Raw genomic sequence first — 675 nt, forward strand, 5'->3', positions numbered from 1 at the left:
CCCGAACGGACGTTAGATTTCGAGTTCTAGGCGTTCTGCGATGAAGGTTGGATCCCAGCCGGGATTGAAAGTGTCGACGTGGGTGAATCCGAGCCGCTCGTATAGGCCACGCAGGTTCGGGTGGCAGTCGAGCCGCAGCTTGGCGCACCCCTGCGTTCGCGCGGCATGGCGGCAAGCCTCGATCAGCGCGGAGCTGACACCCCGGCCCGCATGTGTCCGTCGCACCGCGAGCTTGTGCAGATATGCGGCCTCCCCCTTGAGGGCGTCGGGCCAGAACTCGGGATCCTCGGCCGACAAGGTGCAACAGCCGACGATGCCGTCGCTGCAACTCGCGACTAGGAGCTCGGATCTCAGGACGAAGGTCTCCGCGAATGTCCGGTCGATCCGCGCGACGTCCCAGGCGGGCGTTCCCTTGGCGGACATCCACGCCGCAGCGTCGTGCATCAGCCGCACAACCTCGTCGATATCACCCGAGCAGGCGACCCGAACGTTCGGAGGCTCCTCGCTGTCCATTCGCTCCCCTGGCGCGGTATGAACCGCCGCCTCATAGTGCAGTTTGATCCTGACGAGCCCAGCATGTCTGCGCCCACCTTCGCGGAACCTGACCAGGGTCCGCTAGCGGGCGGCCGGAAGGTGAATGCTAGGCATGATCTAACCCTCGGTCTCTGGCGTCGC

At 65.0% G+C, this 675-nt stretch carries 1 protein-coding gene; it reads right to left on the reverse strand.

Going from position 1 to position 675, the window contains the following annotated elements:
- Positions 1-12: 12 nt before the first annotated feature.
- Positions 13-513, reverse strand: coding sequence for a GNAT family N-acetyltransferase (locus ACOT0L_RS24015; protein WP_000376623.1), 501 nt, complete (start codon positions 511-513; stop codon positions 13-15).
- Positions 514-675: the final 162 nt, after the last annotated feature.

Source organism: Enterobacter cloacae complex sp. XAL002 (assembly GCF_049236805.1).
Classification (GTDB): Bacteria; Pseudomonadota; Gammaproteobacteria; order Enterobacterales; family Enterobacteriaceae; genus Enterobacter; species Enterobacter intestinihominis.

Excerpts from the sequence above, each read along its gene's own strand:
- ACOT0L_RS24015 (WP_000376623.1), bottom strand. The coding sequence starts at position 513 with ATGGACAGCGAGGAGCCTCCGAACGTTCGGGTCGCCTGCTCGGGTGAT.